This window comes from Candidatus Cryosericum odellii (assembly GCF_003570935.1).
In the GTDB taxonomy this organism is placed as follows: Bacteria; Caldisericota; Caldisericia; order Cryosericales; family Cryosericaceae; genus Cryosericum; species Cryosericum odellii.
The window spans coordinates 1-3,854 of the sequence record NZ_QXIU01000214.1; the positions used below are offsets into that span (position 1 = coordinate 1).

General features: G+C 59.5%; 3 protein-coding genes. All 3 read left to right on the top strand.

All coding sequences use genetic code 11. The features are described 5' to 3' along the window. Positions 1-222 precede the first annotated feature (222 nt). Positions 223-1,701 (top strand): xylulokinase, encoded by a 1,479-nt coding sequence (gene xylB / locus SMC5_RS08810; protein WP_207799180.1) that lies wholly within the window; start codon positions 223-225, stop codon positions 1,699-1,701. A 1-nt stretch (position 1,702) separates the two neighbouring features. Then, positions 1,703-2,887 carry a Gfo/Idh/MocA family protein gene (locus tag SMC5_RS08815; protein ID WP_119120412.1) on the top strand — a complete coding sequence of 395 codons (1,185 nt, stop codon included), beginning with the start codon at positions 1,703-1,705 and terminating at the stop codon, positions 2,885-2,887. Positions 2,888-2,899: 12 nt separating this feature from the next. Further along, positions 2,900-3,854: sugar phosphate isomerase/epimerase family protein (locus SMC5_RS08820; protein WP_133299193.1), on the top strand; the 955-nt coding region annotated here is incomplete at its 3' end.

Sequence of the window (3,854 nt, forward strand, 5' to 3'; positions counted from 1 at the left end):
CATGGCCTGGATTCATCTCCTATATGGGACGAGTGGCTGGCCATCTTGACAAGTGTGAGACTATGTATAGCATTGGTAATGAAAAATTAGAAACTAGGATGCTACCATGGGCAAACGACAGGTCCCAGAACTCGTACGAGAGGCGGAGTCCGCGGGTATGTGGACATTCGCCGGCGTGGTGAGTTCACAGCGTGGCGAGCCCGACTCAGGGAGGCTGGTACCGTGAAAGTATGTTTCGTAGGGATCGATATTGGGACCATGTCCGTGAAGGGCCTCCTCACAGACAGCCTCGGAACTATCGTCGCCCAGGCTAGCGCCCCTCTGCGTCTTGCAACGCCGCGTCCAGGCTGGGTGGAGCAGAGCCCGGAGCTGTGGTGGGCGTCCACGGTGTCCGTGCTCGATCAGTTGACTATTGACCGCAACTGTCAGATCATGGGAATATCGGTCAGCGGGCAAATGCACAGCTTGGTTCCGTTGGATGCGCAGGGAGACGTTGTGCGCCCTGCTATCCTGTGGTCGGACCAGCGGACGGCGGCTGAAGCCACGGAACTCACGGAACGATACGGCGGCGAAGAAGCAGTCATAGAAAGCCTTGGAAACCCGATCCTTTCTGGGTTCACCGCCCCGAAGATCCTGTGGCTCCGCCATAATGAGCCCGAGCAGTTTGCGCGTGTCGCCCGGGTCTGCCTTCCCAAGGACTACATCGCGTGGCGGTTGACCGGCATCCTGTGCACGGACCCGTCAGACGCATCAGGGACGTCCCTGTACAGTGTTCCAAAGAACGTATGGGACGAGCAAGCCTGCAAGCTCCTCGGGATCGACGTGTCGATGCTTCCTGAGGTGCGCCCGTCCGGTGCTATTGTCGGCTCTGTATCATGTCCAGATCTTCCGCGTCTTACGGGCGTTCCCGTCATCGTGGGGGGAGCTGACAACGCTGCGTCTGCCTACGGGTGCGGCGTGGAGGCCCCGGGTGACACTATGATAAGCCTTGGGAACAGTGGGACAGTCGTCGCGGTCAGCGGCAACAGCACTCCGGACCAGAGCGGGCGCGTACACCTGTTCCAGCACGTGCTCTCCGGCAGCACCTATCACATGGCGGTCATTTTATCGGCCACGAACTCGCTGGACTGGTACCGCGAACGATTCGCTGGCAGGATGTCCTTCGGACGTGTCGAGGAGCTCGTGAACAGCAGCCCGGTAGGCTCCAACGGCGTCATCTTCCTTCCATACCTGAACGGGGAGCGCACGCCCCATCGTGACTCGGATGCTCGTGGGGTCCTCTTTGGGCTCAGCTCGTTTCATGGGCAGGGCGACGTCTTGCGTGCCATCCACGAGGGTGTAGTATTTGCTCTGCGGGAAGGTGCCGAATGCATTCGGGACCTGGGCACGCCGATGAGCAGTGTGCGCATCGTAGGCGGAGGATCGCGTTCACACACGTGGTGCCAGATGCTGGCGGACAACCTTGGCGTCGACATCTGGAGTCCTCTCGTGGACGAAGGAGCAGCCTATGGCTCCGCACGGCTGGCAGCGAAAGCGGTCGGCTCGGACACACGCGCCTGGGTCAAACTGACCGAGAGCTACCGGCCAGATCCGTGGAGAGGCCAGCAGTATACACAGTGGTATGAGGAATATCGTCAGCTGTACCGATCGGTGAAAGACCAGTACAAGCGCATATCGACTCTTCTGGAAAGGGGGAAGTGACATGATCGAAGGCAAGTTGAACGATACAGGGGCCAGCCTCCTGTATGGGCAGGTAGGCGGAGGACCAGGATCTTTCATCGGCCCAGTGCATCGCGCCGCTATCGCAATGAACAATCAGGCGAAGCTGGTTGCCGGGAGTTTTTCTGACCTCCCATCGGAGACGGTCCAGGTCGCGAAGGAGCTTGGTATCGACGCTGACCGCGCATATGCTGATTTCCATGAAATGGCCGTCGAGGAGGGAGCACGCATGGAGGGCAGGATTGACTTCGTCATCGTCACTGTCCCCAACCACATCCACTTTTCGGTGGCCAAGGCATTCCTCGAACAGGGCATCAACGTTGTCTGTGAGAAGCCGATGGCATTCACGGAGGAAGAGGCGAAGGAACTGGTCGCACTTGCCTTTTCGCACAAGGTCGAGTTCATGGTGACCTATACCTACACTGGCTACCCCATGGTGCGCGAAGCCCGCAACCTCGTCAGAACCGGGGCTCTCGGGACGCTCCGCGTCGTGGCTGCAGAATACCCGCAGGACTGGCTGGCCGACCCCATCGAACGTGCAGGTACCAACCGTCAGGCCGTCTGGCGGACGGACCCGAAGTATGCCGGTGTGTCTTGCTGTGTTGGTGACATCGGCACGCACATCGAGAACCTGGTGCACTTCATTACAGGATTGGAGATCGACAAGCTGGCAGCCAGCCTCGAGACGTTCGTTGAGGGGCGTCCGCTCGACGACAACGCGTATATACTCCTGAAGTACAAGGGTGGAGCGTCGGGGAACTACTGGTCGTCGCAGGTAGCCATCGGCAAAGAGAATGGTCTCCGTATCCGCGTGTACGGGACGGATGGCGCCATCGAGTGGGAGCAGGAAAACCCCAACGTTCTCCGCTTCCAGAAGAAAGGAGGTCCTCTGCAGCTGTTGACGCGTGGCAGCGGATACCTCTCGGCTGCCGCTGGACACGTTACACGCCTCCCTGCCGGTCACCCGGAAGGGTACTTCGAGGCGTTTGCAAACCTGTACAGGAACTTCTGCAACGTGCTTATGGCCAGGAAGCAGGACCGCACCCCGGACGCGTTGGACGTCTTCCCGACCGTCGTCGACGGTGCCCGCGGGACCAAGTTCGTGTTTGATTGTGTGAAGAGCAGCAAGGAAGGCGCGGCATGGGTCGACGCCTCCTTCGACATCTAACGGAGGCAATGTATGAGACCAGTGACGATGTTTACCGGGCAGTGGGCGGATATGCCCTTCGACACACTGTGCAGCAAGATGTCCTCATGGGGATACGACGGTCTTGAAATCGCCTGCTGGGGTGAACACCTGAACATCGACAAGGCGGTCGAGAGCGACGCGTACGTTCGCAGCCTCAAAGACACGATGGAGAAGAACCACCTCCAGTGCCATGCCATCGGCAATCACCTTGCCGGCCAGCTTGTCTGCTCACGGAACGACGAGCGGTTTGATGTGTTTGCTCCTGCAGAGCTGCATGGTCAGCCTGAGAAGATGCGGGCATGGGCCATCGACCAGATGAAGAAGGCTGCAGTTGTCGCACGTTTGCTTGGCGCCTCTGTCGTGACGGGGTTCACCGGTTCCTCGATCTGGGAGGGCTGGTACTCGTTTCCGCCGGTGTCCGACGAGTGGATCGAAGCAGGATATGCGCAGTTTGCAGACCTCTGGAACCCGATCCTCGACGTCTATGAACAGAACGGCATCAAGTTCGCGCTCGAGGTCCACCCCACTGAGATCGCGTTCGACTATTGGACGACCCTGCGCACCCTCGATGCCATCAAGCACCGGCCCTCGTTCGGCATCAACTTCGACCCGAGTCACCTCTATTGGCAGGGGATCGCACCGGAGCAGTTCATCTATGATTTCAAGGATCGCATCTATCATGTCCACATGAAGGACGCGATGCTGAACCCTGGCCCTCGTGGGGGTCTCCTTGGCTCGCACATCACCTTCGGCGACATGCGTCGCGGATGGAACTTCGTTTCACTCGGTCGTGGCGGTGTCAACTTCGAGCGTATCATCCGCGCCCTCAACGACATCGGGTATGAAGGTCCGCTGTCGGTCGAGTGGGAAGACGGCGGCATGGACCGCGAGCACGGGGCCAAGGAGGCCTGCGAGTTCGTCAAACGCATCGACTTCGAGCCCAGCC

Bases quoted from the DNA above. Each gene is read 5' to 3' on its own strand.
- SMC5_RS08815 (WP_119120412.1), top strand. From the start codon at position 1,703: ATGATCGAAGGCAAGTTGAACGATACAGGGGCCAGCCTCCTGTATGGG.